Annotated in this window: 10 protein-coding genes; all 10 read left to right on the top strand. The window is 68.1% G+C overall.

Annotated features, from left to right (window positions below):
• Nucleotides 1-35 precede the first annotated feature (35 nt).
• The 10 genes from murD to lpxC all read left to right on the top strand — a co-directional run bounded on the left by murD (nucleotide 36) and on the right by lpxC (nucleotide 12,964).
• Complete coding sequence (murD, locus tag ACERNI_RS07515; RefSeq protein ID WP_448832843.1) at nucleotides 36-1,415, top strand: UDP-N-acetylmuramoyl-L-alanine--D-glutamate ligase; 1,380 nt, start codon at nucleotides 36-38, stop codon at nucleotides 1,413-1,415.
• A 125-nt stretch (nucleotides 1,416-1,540) separates the two neighbouring features.
• Nucleotides 1,541-2,689 carry a putative lipid II flippase FtsW gene (ftsW, locus tag ACERNI_RS07510; protein WP_448832646.1) on the top strand — a complete coding sequence of 383 codons (1,149 nt, stop codon included), beginning with the start codon at nucleotides 1,541-1,543 and terminating at the stop codon, nucleotides 2,687-2,689.
• A 1-nt stretch (nucleotide 2,690) separates the two neighbouring features.
• On the top strand, nucleotides 2,691-3,803 hold the full coding sequence (murG, locus tag ACERNI_RS07505) for an undecaprenyldiphospho-muramoylpentapeptide beta-N-acetylglucosaminyltransferase (RefSeq protein ID WP_448832842.1): 1,113 nt from the start codon (nucleotides 2,691-2,693) through the stop codon (nucleotides 3,801-3,803).
• 71 nt (nucleotides 3,804-3,874) lie between these two features.
• Nucleotides 3,875-5,278: a UDP-N-acetylmuramate--L-alanine ligase gene (gene murC / locus ACERNI_RS07500; protein ID WP_448832645.1), complete on the top strand. Its 1,404-nt coding sequence runs from the start codon at nucleotides 3,875-3,877 to the stop codon at nucleotides 5,276-5,278.
• Nucleotides 5,279-5,348: 70 nt separating this feature from the next.
• Nucleotides 5,349-6,302, top strand: a complete 954-nt coding sequence (gene murB / locus ACERNI_RS07495; protein ID WP_448832644.1) for a UDP-N-acetylmuramate dehydrogenase — start codon at nucleotides 5,349-5,351, stop codon at nucleotides 6,300-6,302.
• 181 nt (nucleotides 6,303-6,483) lie between these two features.
• Nucleotides 6,484-7,419 (top strand): D-alanine--D-alanine ligase, encoded by a 936-nt coding sequence (locus tag ACERNI_RS07490; RefSeq protein WP_448832643.1) that lies wholly within the window; start codon nucleotides 6,484-6,486, stop codon nucleotides 7,417-7,419.
• 23 nt (nucleotides 7,420-7,442) lie between these two features.
• On the top strand, nucleotides 7,443-8,384 hold the full coding sequence (locus tag ACERNI_RS07485) for a cell division protein FtsQ/DivIB (protein WP_448832642.1): 942 nt from the start codon (nucleotides 7,443-7,445) through the stop codon (nucleotides 8,382-8,384).
• 23 nt (nucleotides 8,385-8,407) lie between these two features.
• Complete coding sequence (ftsA, locus tag ACERNI_RS07480) at nucleotides 8,408-9,715, top strand: cell division protein FtsA (RefSeq protein ID WP_448832841.1); 1,308 nt, start codon at nucleotides 8,408-8,410, stop codon at nucleotides 9,713-9,715.
• A gap of 194 nt (nucleotides 9,716-9,909) precedes the next feature.
• Nucleotides 9,910-11,718 carry a cell division protein FtsZ gene (gene ftsZ, locus ACERNI_RS07475; protein WP_448832641.1) on the top strand — a complete coding sequence of 603 codons (1,809 nt, stop codon included), beginning with the start codon at nucleotides 9,910-9,912 and terminating at the stop codon, nucleotides 11,716-11,718.
• Nucleotides 11,719-12,022: 304 nt separating this feature from the next.
• On the top strand, nucleotides 12,023-12,964 hold the full coding sequence (lpxC, locus tag ACERNI_RS07470; protein WP_448832640.1) for a UDP-3-O-acyl-N-acetylglucosamine deacetylase: 942 nt from the start codon (nucleotides 12,023-12,025) through the stop codon (nucleotides 12,962-12,964).
• Nucleotides 12,965-13,394 lie beyond the last annotated feature (430 nt).

The following is a 13,394-nucleotide window of genomic DNA, read 5'->3' as shown; positions in this document are numbered from 1 at the left end:
AGAGCACGACCCAGGGGACCGGGATCCAGGGCGCGATGACGCCTGTTGCGGCGTTCGCCGGCCGCGCCGTGGCGCTGTTTGGCCTCGGCGGCTCGGGCCTCGCCACGGCCCGCGCCCTGCTGGCCGGCGGCGCCGACGTCGCAGCCTGGGATGACAGCGCCGCCTCGCGCGAGCGGGCGGAAGCGGCGGGCGTCGCCGTCGCCGATCTGCGCGACGCCGACTGGGGTAAATTCGCCGCCCTGATCCTGTCGCCTGGCGTGCCGCTGACCCATCCCGAGCCGCACTGGACGGTGAAGCTGGCCGGGGCGGCCGGTGTTCCCGTCATCGGCGACATCGAGCTGTTCTGCCGGGAGCGCGCGGCCCGCGCGCCTGAGGCGCCGTTCATCGCCATCACCGGCACCAACGGCAAATCCACCACCACGGCGCTGATCGCCCATCTGCTGACCCACGCCGGCCGCGAGGTGGCGCTTGGCGGCAATATTGGCACGGCGATCCTGTCGCTGCCGCCGCCGGACATGGGGCGCGTGCATGTGGTGGAGTGCTCGTCCTATCAGATTGATCTGGCGCCGTCGCTCAACCCCACCGCGGGCGTCCTCCTGAACGTGACGCCGGATCACCTCGACCGCCATGGCGACATGACCCATTACGCGGCGGTGAAGGAGCGGCTGGTCGCCGGCGCCGATACGGCGGTGATCGCCGTGGAGGACGACTGGACCCGCGCCGTCGCCGACCGGCTGGAGGCGGGCGGCAAGCCGGTCGAACGCGTGCGCAGCGATGCGCCGGCTGCGCCGGGCTGGTCCTGCGAGGGGACGAAGCTGCTGCGCCATGGCGTGGTTTTCGCGGATCTTGCCGGTTCGTCGTCGTTGCGCGGCCGTCACAACGCCCAGAACGCGTTGGCCGCCAGCGCCGCCGTCGCTGCCCTTGGCGTCGATCTGGCGGTGATCGCCGCCGGGCTCGCCACGTTTCCGGGGCTCGCCCACCGCATGGAGCAGCTGGCGCGGCGCGGCCATGTGACGTTCATCAACGATTCCAAGGCCACCAACGCCGATTCGGTGGAAAAGGCGCTGGCGGCGTTTCCATCCGGCGTGTTCTGGATCGCTGGAGGCAAGGCCAAGGCCGGCGGCATCGCCTCTCTTAACGGTTTGTTTGCCAGGATCAGCAAAGCCTATCTCATCGGCGAAGCAACCGAATCATTCGCCGCGACCCTCGACGGGAAAGTCGGATACGCCCGCTGTGAGACCCTTGACCGGGCCCTCGCGGCGGCGGCGGACGACGCGGTCGCCTCCGGCCTGCCGGAAGCGGTGGTGCTGTTGTCGCCCGCCTGCGCCTCCTTCGACCAGTATCCGAACTTCGAGGCGCGCGGCGATCATTTCCGGCGGCTCGTCGCCGCGTGGCTGGCGGCCCATCCGGGCTGACGCGGCCGTCCCAGGGGCGTAACCCACGGGGACGGCGGCACCAGGGCGCGGTTTCGCATCATGGCTTGCCCGGACCCGGCTGTCGCCGCCGTCCGCCGCAGGCGCCGGAACAGAAAGACACGTCCATGGCGTCGCGCGCCGAACGCACCTATCTGGGGCAGTGGTGGTGGACCGTCGACCGGGTTCTGCTGGTCGCTCTCGGAGCCGTCATGGTCAGCGGCCTGGTGCTGCTGATGGCCGGCGGCCCGCCGGTGGCCGAGCGCCTCGGGCTCAGCACCTTCCACTTCGTCAATCGCCAGGTGTTCTTCCTGGCGCCGGCGCTGATCGTGCTGGTGGCTACCTCGTTCCTGTCGCCGCGCCACGTGCGGCGCCTCGCCCTGTTCATCTATCTGGCGGCGATGCTGCTGGTGTTCGCGGCGCTGGAATTCGGACCGGAAGTGAAGGGCGCGCACCGCTGGCTGAATATCGGCAGCGTGACCTTGCAGCCATCAGAGTTCGTCAAGCCGGCCTTCGTCATCCTCGCCGCCTGGGCGTTTTCGGAAGGCTCGCACCGGCGCGACGTCCCTGGCACGCTGCTGGCCATCCTGATCCTGCCCGCGACGATCATCCCGCTGATCCTGCAGCCGGACTTCGGCCAGACCATGCTGATCACCATTGTCTGGGCCGGGCTGTTCTTTGTCGCCGGCCTGCACATGATGTGGATGATCGGTCTCGCCGGCGTCGGCGGCGTCGGCATCATCGTCGCCTACACCTTCGTGCCGCACGTGCGCGCCCGCGTTGAACGCTTCATGGACAAGTCGTCCGGCGACACCTTCCAGGTGGATACGGCGCTGGAATCGTTCTACCAGGGCGGCTGGCTGGGCAAGGGGCCGGGCGAGGGCACGGTGAAGCGCATCCTGCCCGACGCGCACACCGACTTCATTTTCGCCGTCACCGGCGAGGAACTGGGCGTCATCGCCTGCATCGCGCTGGTGCTGCTGTTCATGCTGATCGTACTGCGCGGCCTGGTGCTGGCGCGCCGGCTTGAAGACCCGTTCTGCCGTTTCGCCGCCACCGGCCTGGTGCTGCTGTTCGGCATCCAGGCCTGCATCAACATGGCGGTGAACGTGCATCTGATGCCGGCGAAGGGCATGACCCTGCCATTCATCAGCTATGGCGGCTCGTCGCTGATTTCGCTGGCGCTCGGCATGGGCTTCCTCATCGCCGTCACCCGCAAGCGCCCGACGGCGCCGTTGTATGACCGGATTTCCCCCCTCCATCGCAGTGACGCCTGACATGAGCGCCCGTCCCGTTATCCTTCTCGCCGCCGGCGGCACCGGCGGCCACCTGTTCCCCGCCGAGGCGCTGGCCCGCGAGCTGAACGCGCGCGGCCTGCGCGTGGCGCTGGCCACGGACAGCCGCGTCACCGGCCATGTGGCGGAGTTTCCGGCGGAAAAGATCTATGAGATCCCTTCCGCCACCCCCTCGCGCAAGTCCCTGCCCGTGATGGCCAAAGCGGCGCTGACCCTGGCGCGCGGCTTCTGGCGGGCGCGCGGGCTGATGCGCAAGGAATTGCGGCCGGCCGTGGTGGTCGGCTTCGGCGGTTATCCCAGCGTGCCGCCGCTGGTGGCGGCGGCCTCGGCGGGCGCCCGCAGCATCATTCATGAACAGAACGCCGTGCTGGGGCGCGCCAACAAATTCCTCGCCGGCCATGTGACGGCCCTGGCCACCGGCTTCGCGGATGTCGGCGGCGTGCCGGAGGCCCTGCGCGGGCGGATGCATCATGTGGGCAATCCGGTGCGGCCGGCGGTGCTGGAGGCGGCGAAAACGCCGATGCCGGCCTTCGCCGCCGGCGGAACCCTGCAACTCCTGGCCTTTGGCGGCAGCCAGGGCGCCCGGGTGATGAGCGATATCGTTCCGGCGGCCGTGGCGCTGCTGTCGCCAGCGCAGCGGGCGCGGCTGCATGTCATCCAGCAGGCGCGTCCGGAGGACCTGGAGCGCGTGCGCGCCCGCTATGCCGAAATGAACGTCGCGGCCACGGTGGAGCCGTTCTTCAGCGATCTGCCGGCGCGGATCGCCGCCAGCCATCTGGTGGTGGCGCGCTCCGGCGCCTCCACGGTGGCGGAGCTGGCGGTGATCGGCCGCCCGTCGATCCTCGTGCCGCTGCCTGGCTCGCTGGACCAGGACCAGGCCGCCAACGCCGCCACCCTGTCGGCCATTGGCGCCGCCGCGGTCATACCCCAGCCCGAATTCACCGCCACGCGTCTGCACGACGAGATCGCCGCCCGGCTGGCCGATCCGGCGCTGCTGACGGCGGCGGCGGCGGCGGCCCGCAGCGCCGGCATTCCCGACGCGGCCAGCCGCCTGGCCGACCTGGTGATGCAGGTTGGCGGACTTACGGCGTCCTGAAGCGCCGCTACATAACAATTGGCAGGATGGGCGCCGCTGTTTGCGCGCCGGATCCGGACTGGAGAGCACTGATGAAACTGCCGCGCGAGATCGGCCCCATCCACTTCATCGGCATCGGCGGCATCGGCATGTCCGGCATTGCTGAAGTGCTGCACAATCTCGGCTATCGCGTGCAGGGCTCGGACGCCAGCGAGAACGCCAATGTGAAGCGGCTCGCCGGCCTCGGCGTGCGCACCTTCGTTGGCCATGACGCGGCCCATGTGGGCGACGCCGGGGTGGTGGTGATCTCGACCGCCATCAAGCCGGACAATCCCGAGCTGAAGGCGGCGCGCGAGGCGCGCATTCCCGTGGTGCGCCGGGCCGAGATGCTGGCCGAGTTGATGCGGCTGAAGACCTGCGTCGCCATCGCCGGCACCCATGGCAAGACCACCACCACCTCGCTGGTGGCGACGCTGCTCGACGCCGCCAATTTCGATCCGACGGTCATCAATGGCGGCATCATCAACGCCTATGGCACCAACGCCAGGCTCGGCGCCGGCGACTGGATGGTGGTGGAGGCCGACGAGTCCGACGGCACCTTCCTCAAGCTGCCGGCCGACGTCGCCGTGGTCACCAATATCGACCCGGAGCACCTCGACCACTTCAAGACCTATGACGCGGTGAAGCAGGCGTTCCGCTCGTTCATCGACAATCTGCCGTTCTATGGCTTCGGCGTGATGTGCATCGACCATCCGGCGGTGCAGGATCTGGTTGGCCACGCGCTCGATCGCCGCGTCATCACCTATGGCGAGAACCCGCAGGCAGACGTGCGGCTGATCGACGTGGATCTGCGCGGCGGCCGCTGCCGCTTCTCGGTGCAGGTGCGCGGCCCCAAGGGCGGGGAGGAAATGCTCATCCCGGATCTGGAAATGCCGATGCCGGGCCTGCACAACGCCCTCAACGCCACCGCCGCCATTGCCGTGGCGCTGGAGCTGGGCGTGACGCCGGACATGATCCGCAAGGGCCTCGCCGGCTTCGGCGGCGTCAAGCGGCGCTTCACCCGCACCGGCGAGTGGAACGGCGTCACCGTGTTCGACGATTACGGCCACCACCCGGTCGAGATCGCCGCCGTGCTGCGCGCTGCCCGCGCCTCCACCGACGGGCAGGTGCTCGCCGTGGTGCAGCCGCACCGCTATACGCGCCTGTCGGCGCTGTTCAACGATTTTTGCACCTGCTTCAACGACGCCGACGCCGTGGTGGTCGCGCCGGTTTATGCGGCGGGCGAGCAGCCGATTCCAGGCGCCGGGCAGCAGGACCTGGTCGATGGTCTGAAAGCGCGCGGCCACCGCAAGGTCGTCGCCATTGCCGGGCCGGAAGAACTGGCCGGCGTGGTGAAGGAGCTGGCGAAGCCTGGCGACTATGTGGTGTGCCTCGGCGCCGGCAGCATCAGCCAGTGGGCCTATGCCTTGCCGGAACAACTGGGCGAAGCCGGCTGAAGCCTGAATCGGTTCATCCCTGCACGAAAAGCGGCGGCCGCTTTTCCCGAAAATCCGCCAGGAGAAGGCAATGAACGCCATCAGCGGCAATCCGGTCGCGGATATCGTCGCCGGCCTTGACGACATTCGCGGCGACCTGGAAGCGAACGCGCCGATGGCGCCGCTGTCGTGGTTCCGCGCTGGCGGACCAGCCGACGTGCTGTTCACGCCGGCGGACGAGGATGATCTGTCCAGTTTCCTGCGCCAGCTTCCAGCGCAGGTTCCGGTGCTGACGGTCGGTCTCGGCTCCAACCTGCTGGTGCGCGACGGCGGTTTCGCTGGCGTCGTCATCCGCCTCGGCCGGCCATTCGCCGCCATCGCGGCGCTGGACGGACATCGCGTCAGCGCCGGCGCCGGCGCGCCCGACGTCAAGGTGGCGAATGTCGCGGCCAAAGCCGGGATCGCCGGCCTCAGTTTCATGCGCGGCATCCCTGGCGCCATCGGCGGCGTGCTGCGGATGAATGGCGGCGCCTATGGCGGCGAAACCTCCGACGTGCTGGTGGAAGCGCGCGGCGTCGACCGCAGCGGCGCGCGGCGGGTGTTCAGCCATGCCGACATGGGGTTTTCCTACCGCCACAGCGATGTTGCCGAAAATGTGATCTTCACCCAGGCCCTGTTCCAGGGGCGCCCTGGCGACCCGGCGGAGATCGCCCGGGAGATGGCCGCCATCACTGACGCGCGCAGCGCCTCGCAGCCGGTGAACACCCGCACCGGCGGCTCGACCTTCAAAAACCCGCCCGGTCGCAAGGCCTGGGAACTGGTGGACGCCGCCGGCTGCCGCGGCCTGCGGCGCGGCGCCGCCCAGGTGTCAGAGCTGCACTGCAATTTCCTCATCAATCACGGCGGCGCCAGCGCGGCGGACATCGAGGAACTGGGGGAGGAGGTGCGCCGGCGCGTGCTGGAGACTTCCGGCGTCCAGCTGGCGTGGGAAATCCGCCGCGTCGGCCGGCCGCTTGCGCCTGGCCAGCAGGCGCCAGGCGCCTGAGGAGGGCGCTGCCTTATTTCGAAACTGTGCGGCGTCTTTACGGAAAGCGAAGCCCCTTTCCTGAAGATGCCCCTGCGATTCCATTCACGCCAGGGCGCGACGATGCCGGTGCATCGGCGCCCTGCAAGCTCAGGCGCCGTTCTGGCGACAGGACGCCGCGGCGTCCGGAAGGAACATGAACATGACAGCGCGCGACACGAGGCATGTGGCGGTTCTGATGGGCGGCTGGGCGGCTGAGCGCCCGGTGTCGCTGCGTTCGGGCGCGGCCTGCGCGGCGGCGCTCGAGGGCGAGGGGTTCCGCGTCACCTGCGTCGACGTGGACCATGACGTCGCCGCCCGGCTGGCTGATCTGAAGCCGGACGTGGCGCTGAACGCCCTGCACGGGCGCGGCGGCGAGGACGGCGTCATCCAGGGCGTGCTGGAGACCCTGCGCATTCCCTACACCCATTCCGGCGTGCTGGCCTCGGCCCTGGCCATGGACAAGGGAAGGGCGAAGACGGTGATGGCCGCCGCCGGGATTCCAGTGGCGGAAGACCGGGTGGTGAGCCGCCAGGAGGCGGCCGCCGGTCACATCCTGCCGCCGCCCTATGTGGTGAAGCCGGTGGCGGAAGGCTCGTCGTTCGGCGTGATCATCGTGCAGGAAGGGCAGTCGCATACGTCCCAGGAACTGCTGCGGCCGGACTGGCCTTATGGCGAGCGGGTGATGGTGGAAAAATATGTGGCGGGACGGGAGCTTACCTGCGCCGTGATGGGCGACCGGGCGCTCGACGTCATCGACATCCGCACCAGCGGCCAGGCGTTCTACGATTATGAGTCAAAATACGCCAAAGGCGGCTCCACCCACATCCTGCCGGCGGACGTTAAACCAAATATTTACCGTCTTGTACAAGAGTTGTCCCTCAGGGCGCATCAGGCGCTCGGCTGCCGCGGCGTAAGCCGCGCGGACTTCCGGTGGGACGATACGCCCGGTGGAACCGGGGATCTGATCTGCCTGGAAGTCAATACGCAACCAGGCATGACCGAGACGTCCCTTGTGCCCGAGATGGCGGCTTACGCCGGGTTCTCTTTCGGTGAGTTGATGCGATGGATGGTGGAGGACGCCTCCTGCGATCGGTAACGTCGGGATTGCCCGGCGCCGGCATGTCGGCGATGGCGGTGAGCCACGACGGCCGCACGGTTCCGGTCGACCTCGACGCGCTGTCGGGCCTGCGTCGCAACCGCCTGCCATTCCTGCGCAAAATGACGCGCCGCGGCGTTTCGAAGCCGCTCGGCGCCCGCATCCCCCGTTTCGCCGGCACGATGCTGCTGGCCAGTTTCATGACGCTGGTCGGCGTTGGCGGCTATTACATGGGCGGCCATGACGTCGCCTTCCACGAGGCCTGGGGCGAACCGCGCGACGCCATTGCCCGCGCCGTCGGCCTTGGCGTCGACCGGGTGCAGATTTCGGGTCTGGTGGAGCTGCATCAGGAAGAGGCGCTGAAGGCCGCCGGCGTCACCGACCGGTCCTCGTTGCTGTTTCTCGACGTGACCGCCGTGCGCGAGGCGCTGGAAAAGCTGCCGCTCGTGAAAGAGGCGGCGGTGCGCAAGCTGTACCCGGACGAGCTGTCAATCACCATAACCGAACGCAAGCCCGCCGCCCTTTGGCAGAAGAACGGCGAACTGTTTGTGGTCGCGGCCGACGGCACGCCGATCGATCGCGTCACCGACATGCGCTTCGCGCGTCTGCCGTTCGTGGTGGGCGAGGGCGCCAATCTGCGCGCCGGTGAATACGCCGCGCTGCTCGATGCCGCGGGGCCGCTGCGCGCACGCATCCGCGCCGGTTCGCTGGAAGCCGGCGAGAACTGGACCCTGACCATGGACAACCGCGTGCGGGTGAAGCTGCCGTCGGCGGAGGCCGCCCGCGAGGCGCTGGCCCGCCTGGCGGTGCTGGAGCGCGAAAGCCGGATACTGGAAAAGGATGTCCTGCTGGTGGACCTGCGCGTTCCTGATCGCGTCGTTGCCCGCCAGAGCGTGGAAGCTGCCGCCGCCAGGGCGGAGATGCTGAAGAACAAGGCGAAACAGAAGGGGGGCGTCGTCCTGTGAACCACCATATCATCACCCCCCGGATGAAGCCGCTGTCGGCGCGCCGCAGCATGACCCTGTCGGTGCTGGACGTTGGCACGTCCAAGATCGTCTGCATCATCGCCGAGCTGAAGCCGGTGGCGGACGGCGAGGCGCTGCCGGGCCGCACCCACATCGCCCGCGTGCTTGGCATCGGCCATACGCGGTCGGCGGGCCTCAAGGGCGGCGCCGTCGTCAATCTCGAGGCGGTCGAGCAGTCGATCCGCCACGCGGTCGATGCCGCGGAGCGCATGGCCCGCGTCGAGGTGCAGTCGGTTATCGTCAATCTCACCGGCGGCCGTCTCGGTTCGCTGAAGCAGAGCGCTGAAGTCGACGTGCGCGGGGGCTCGGTGGGGCTGCGCGACGTGGAGCGGGCGCTCTCGGCGGCGGCCCAGCAGGGCATGCGCCAGGGGCGCGCCGTGCTGCACACCCTGCCGACGGGCTTCTCCGTTGACGGGCAAAGCGGCGTTGTTGATCCGGGCGGACTGCTCGGCCAGCGTCTCGGCGTCAACATGCATATCGTTTCGGCGGACGCCTCCGCCGCGCGCAACCTGATGCTCGCGGTTGAACGCTGCCATCTCGACGTGGAGGCGGTGGTTTCCACACCTTACGCCTCGGGGCTTTCCAGCCTGGTCGACGACGAGGCGGACATGGGCGTGGCGCTCATCGACATGGGCGGCTCCACCACCTCTTTCGCGGTGTTCGCCGGCGGGGCGATCGTTCACACCGACGCCATCGCGGTCGGCGGTCATCATGTCACCATGGACGTGGCGCGGGGCCTGTCCACCCGCATCGCCGCCGCCGAACGCCTGAAGACCCTGTACGGCTCCACGGTGATGACCCCGGCGGACGAGCGCGAACTGATCGCCGTGCCGCTGGTGGATGAATTCGAACGCGACATTCCCAACCACGCGCCCAAGTCGCAGCTGACGCGGATTATCCAGCCGCGCGTCGAGGAAATCCTCGAACTGGTGCGCGACCGCCTGCGCCACGCGGGGCTGGGGGCGGAAGCCTCGCGCCGCGTCGTGCTCACCGGCGGCGCCAGCCAGCTGAATGGCATGCACGATGCGGCCCGGCGGATCCTCTCGGCCGGCGTCGCGCCGGCGCGGGTGCGCACCGGCCGTCCACTGGGCGTGAAAGGTTTGCCAGAAGCAGCCAAGGGCCCGGCTTTCGCTGCGGCAGTTGGGCTACTGGTTTATCCCCAGGTCGCGCATGTCGAGCATTTCGAGCCGCGCGCCAGCCACAGTTACGCGAGAACGGGCTCGGATAACTATTTTGCGCGCGTAGGACGGTGGATCAAAGAGAGTTTCTGAAGCATGATTATGGTTACCAATCCTGCTTCGCGATTGAAAAAATAATCAAATCAAACACTTGTGGGCAAATCAGCTGATTCGCCCCCGGTGTGGGATCTCAGGATGAATCCGCGTTTTCGGTGCGGCGGCCGAAGACCATTCAAATTCCGAAGGGGGCGCGCAGCCGGCGCCGTTCTGGAAAGAGGCAATTTCAAATGGCGATCCAGCTGCAGGTTCCGGACATCCGTGAACTGAAGCCCCACATCACGGTGTTTGGCGTCGGCGGGGCCGGCGGCAACGCCGTCAACAACATGATCGAAGCAGGCCTTGAGGGCGTGGAGTTCGTTTGCGCCAACACCGACGCCCAGGCGCTGGCGTCGGCGCGGGCTGAACGCATCATCCAGATGGGCATCCAGGCGACCGAAGGGCTGGGCGCCGGCTCCCAGCCGGATGTTGGCCGCGCCGCCGCCGAGGAAGTGATCGACGAAATCCGCGACCAGCTTTCCGGCGCGCACATGGTGTTCATCACCGCCGGCATGGGCGGCGGCACCGGCACTGGCGCGGCTCCGGTCATCGCCCGCGCCGCCCGTGATCTGGGCATCCTGACTGTTGGCGTCGTCACCAAGCCCTTCCAGTTCGAGGGTTCGCGCCGCACGCGCGTCGCCGAGGCCGGCATCGCCGAGCTGCAGCAGGCCGTCGACACGCTGATCGTTATCCCCAACCAGAACCTGTTCCGCGTGGCCAATGAAAAGACCACGTTCGCTGACGCTTTCGCGATGGCCGACCAGGTTCTGTATTCCGGCGTGGCCTGCATCACCGACCTGATGGTGAAAGAGGGCCTGATCAATCTCGACTTTGCCGACGTGCGCTCGATCATGCGCGGCATGGGCAAGGCGATGATGGGCACCGGCGAGGCCTCTGGCGACAAGCGCGCCATCAACGCCGCTGAAGCCGCCATCGCCAACCCGCTGCTCGACGACGTCTCCATGAAGGGCGCGCGCGGCCTGCTGATCTCGATCACCGGCGGTCCCGATCTCACCCTGTATGAAGTTGACGAGGCGGCGACCCGCATCCGCGAGGAAGTCGATCCGGAAGCCAACATCATCCTGGGCGCCACCTTCGACCAGTCGATGGAAGGCCTGATCCGCGTCTCCGTCGTGGCCACCGGCATCGAGCCGGCGGCGATCTCCGAGGATGCCGACATCGTCGCCACCGAGAAGAAGATCGCCGAGGTCGCCGAGCGTCTGCGCACGGAAGCCCGCATGCGCGCCAACCAGGCGCCGCCGTCGATCCGCTCCACGGTCACCGCGCCGGCCCCGGTTTCTGAAGCCGCCGCCGCCTTCGCGCCGGTGCCGCCGGTCGCAGCCCCTGTCGCGCCGGTTGAAGCCGTGGCTCCGGCCCCGGAAGTTGCCGCCGCCCCCGCGCCGGCTCCTGTCCAGGCGCCAGTGATGGCCGCTCCGGCCCCGCAGCCCGCGCCGGTGGTTCGCCCGGCCGCGCCTGCGCCAAGGATGGCCCAGCCCCAGATGGCCCAGCCGCAGCTGGCGCAGCCGCAGATGGCCCAGCCCCAGGCTCCGCAGCAGATGGCGCAGCCGCACGCCGCCGAGCCTGAGCTGCACCAGAATCACTTCATCCCGCCGCAGGCCGAACGGGTCGTCCGTCCCGCCCGCATGCCCCGCGTCGATGAGTTGCCGCTGCCGGCCCAGAACCAGCTTCGCGCCAACCAGCACGAGTACGAGCCGGAGCACGAGACGCGTCGCATGTCGCTGCTGCAGCGCATCGCTTCCGTCGGTCTTGGCCGCCGCGAGGAAGCCCATCACGTCGCGCCGCACGCCGCCGCGCCGGCTCCCCAGGCCCCGCGCCAGCCGCTTGCCGAGAACCCCTCGTCGGTGCACGCCGAGTACGGCCGCCGTCCCGCTCCGGCGCCGCAGCATCGCCCCGAGCAGCCGGCTCCGGCGCCGCAGGGTCGCGGCTTCGAGGATGACCAGCTGGAGATTCCCGCCTTCCTGCGTCGTCAGGCGAACTGATTTGACCTGACGTGAGCGCGGCTTTAAAAGGCCGTTAACAATCGCTGCGGCCCTGGCTTCGGCCGGGGTCGTTGCGTTTTGAAAACCATTTGTTAATCAATCGGTTGGGTGTCGTTCGCATCCGAATTTTTTCGTAACAGAACGTAAGAAAGCGTGATTTGGCCGATGGGGGTCGCCGGATTATGTTCCTGCTCAGAAAACAGGGTTCCGGCAGTGCTTCTGCCCTAACGGCGCCCTGGTGGCAGACAGCAACGGACAGACGCCGGCGTCGCGGATCGCAGCGCCCGGCAGTCAGGAACGCCAGATGAAAGCCAGCCGGCAAACCACGCTTCGCTCCCCCATCGTCATTACCGGAAACGGCGTGCATGGCGGGCAGCCTGTCCGGATGACCCTTCATCCGGCCCCGGCCTACAATGGCGTGACTTTCCTCCGCACGAATCTGGCCAATGGCCATGAGCGCCTTCTCGAAGCCCGGCATCTGGCCGTCTCCGCTACCGCGCTCTGCACCGTGATCGGCGATGAAGAATCCGGGTCCGTCGCGACCATCGAGCATGTGATGTCGGCGCTTGCCGGCCTTGGCGTTGATAACGTCTGCATCGAGATCGACGGCCCCGAGGTTCCAATTCTCGATGGCAGCGCCGCCGAATATGTCGATGCGATCGAGCAGGCTGGCATCGTCGAACAGGCAGCCTTCCGTAAGGTTATCCGCGTGCTGCGTCCGGTGCGCGTCGAGATGGGGCGCGCCTTCGCCGAGATGCGCCCGTATGAGCGCGGTTTCCGTCTCGATGTGGAGATCGATTTCGATACGGCGGTTATCGGCCGCCAGCGCATGGTGTTCGACCTGTCGCCGGCCGCGTACCGCCGCGAGATTTCCCGCGCCCGCACCTTCGGCTTCATGCGCGACGTTGAAACGCTGTGGAAGGCTGGTTTCGCCCGCGGCGCCTCGCTGGATAACACCGTGGCGCTTGGTGATGACGGCGTTCTGAACCCGGAAGGCACGCGTTGGCCGGATGAGTTTGTCCGCCACAAGATTCTCGACGCCATCGGCGATTTGTCGCTGGCCGGCGGTCAGATCCTTGGTTCCTATCATTCGTTCTGCGGCGGCCACCGCCTCAACTTCATGATGCTGGAAGCCCTGTTCGCTGATCGCGCCAATTACGCGATTGTCGACGTTGCGCCGCGTCGCGAGGTTGGTCACGCTGAAGCGGCTGTTGCTGCCGTCGCCTTCGCGCCGACGGTCAGCTAAGGGCTTTTTGGGGGCAGGCCGGGTTGGTGAGTTGTCGCTGCCGGTCTCCTGTCCCATCTGGCGTTGTGTATTTCTGGTTTGATTGCGACGCCTGGCAGGCTGCCTGAAAGCTTGCCAGGCGTTTGTTTGGCCCGATGCGCTATTGCAGGTGGGCGTTGCCGGTGCGCGGCGCGCGGCGGCGAGGGGCCTGCCGGTGCGTCAGTCTGCGGCGCGGCGCCGGCGCCACGCAGCGCTAATTCGCAACGGCGAGCCGTTCGCGGGGTTGGCGCGGCCCGCGAGTTCAGGATAAAAGCGTTGGCAGAAAGCGTAGCCAGGCGGCTATGTCCATGTCGCCCAGCGGGCGTTGTACAGGTAACAGATGGCTCCGGCTTGTGATCGCCGGGCCAGGCGCGCCAGGCCGGCGCGGAAAATGGCTGAAGGGAACGTCGCG

The sequence above is a fragment of the Camelimonas sp. ID_303_24 genome (genome assembly GCF_053543495.1).
This window is presented reverse-complemented; position numbering and strand designations above follow the sequence as displayed.

Excerpts from the sequence above, each read along its gene's own strand:
- murD (WP_448832843.1), top strand. The coding sequence starts at position 36 with ATGACGCCTGTTGCGGCGTTCGCCGGCCGCGCCGTGGCGCTGTTTGGC.
- ftsZ (WP_448832641.1), top strand. The coding sequence starts at position 9,910 with ATGGCGATCCAGCTGCAGGTTCCGGACATCCGTGAACTGAAGCCCCAC.
- murG (WP_448832842.1), top strand. The coding sequence starts at position 2,691 with ATGAGCGCCCGTCCCGTTATCCTTCTCGCCGCCGGCGGCACCGGCGGC.
- ACERNI_RS07485 (WP_448832642.1), top strand. The coding sequence starts at position 7,443 with ATGTCGGCGATGGCGGTGAGCCACGACGGCCGCACGGTTCCGGTCGAC.
- ACERNI_RS07490 (WP_448832643.1), top strand. The coding sequence starts at position 6,484 with ATGACAGCGCGCGACACGAGGCATGTGGCGGTTCTGATGGGCGGCTGG.
- ftsW (WP_448832646.1), top strand. The coding sequence starts at position 1,541 with ATGGCGTCGCGCGCCGAACGCACCTATCTGGGGCAGTGGTGGTGGACC.
- ftsA (WP_448832841.1), top strand. The coding sequence starts at position 8,408 with ATGAAGCCGCTGTCGGCGCGCCGCAGCATGACCCTGTCGGTGCTGGAC.
- lpxC (WP_448832640.1), top strand. The coding sequence starts at position 12,023 with ATGAAAGCCAGCCGGCAAACCACGCTTCGCTCCCCCATCGTCATTACC.
- murC (WP_448832645.1), top strand. The coding sequence starts at position 3,875 with ATGAAACTGCCGCGCGAGATCGGCCCCATCCACTTCATCGGCATCGGC.
- murB (WP_448832644.1), top strand. The coding sequence starts at position 5,349 with ATGAACGCCATCAGCGGCAATCCGGTCGCGGATATCGTCGCCGGCCTT.